General features: G+C 68.2%; 1 protein-coding gene. It reads left to right on the top strand.

The features are described 5' to 3' along the window. A partial coding sequence (locus EJB06_RS31610) for a condensation domain-containing protein (RefSeq protein ID WP_164558117.1) occupies positions 1-491 on the top strand: 491 nt, incomplete at both ends.

The following is a 491-nucleotide window of genomic DNA, read 5'->3' as shown; positions in this document are numbered from 1 at the left end:
CGCTGGATTCGGCGGCCCTGCAGGCCGCGCTGGACCGCATCGTGGCCCGCCATGAAAGCCTGCGCACCAGCTTCCGCACCATCGATGGCGAGGCGGTTCAGGTCATCGGCGACGTCGACCAGGGCTTCGCACTGGCGCATGCCGACCTGCGCGGCATGGACGGCCACGAAGCGGCGTTGGCCGAGGAAGCGCGCGCGCCATTCGACCTCGCCACCGGTCCGTTGATCCGTGGCCGCCTGCTGCGCGTCGGCGACGACGAGCATATTCTGCTGGTCACCCAGCACCACATCATTTCCGATGGCTGGTCGATGGGCGTGCTGGTGCGCGAAGTCAGCGCACTGTACGCCGCCTTCAGCGCGCAGCAGGCCGACCCGCTGCCGCCGCTGGCGATCCAGTATGCCGATTACGCCGCATGGCAGCGTGGCTGGTTGAAAGGCGAAGTGCTCGACCAACAGACCGGCTTCTGGTCGGAACATCTGGCCGGCGCTCCG

Source organism: Massilia atriviolacea, assembly GCF_003953935.1.
GTDB lineage: Bacteria > Pseudomonadota > Gammaproteobacteria > Burkholderiales > Burkholderiaceae_D > Telluria_A > Telluria_A atriviolacea.
Note: the sequence above shows the minus strand (reverse complement) of the source record. Positions and strands in the feature narration are given on the sequence as shown.